Annotated in this window: 1 protein-coding gene; it reads left to right on the top strand. The window is 73.4% G+C overall.

Annotated features, from left to right (window positions below; genetic code table 11):
• A partial coding sequence (locus VI08_RS22145) for a hypothetical protein (RefSeq protein WP_045831526.1) occupies positions 1-193 on the top strand: 193 nt, incomplete at its 5' end.
• Positions 194-229: the final 36 nt, after the last annotated feature.

The raw sequence follows: 229 nt of genomic DNA on the forward strand, positions 1-229 counted from the left end.
GGAGGTGTCGCACACCATCCGCCACCATGGTGACGACCACGGCGACGGCCACGGTGGCCACGACGGCCCGAAGGGCGGCGGCAGCGGCCCCCAGGGTGGCGGCACGCCTGTGAACACGGCGCCGCACGCACCGAACATCGGTGACGTGAGGGCGTTCGATTCAGACCCCCGGCGCGGCACGGACCGCCCGTAACACGCGACACACGGAGCCCGGCGCAAGCCGGGCTCT

It is taken from the genome of Luteibacter yeojuensis, assembly GCF_000964085.1.
GTDB classification, from domain to species: Bacteria; Pseudomonadota; Gammaproteobacteria; order Xanthomonadales; family Rhodanobacteraceae; genus Luteibacter; species Luteibacter yeojuensis_A.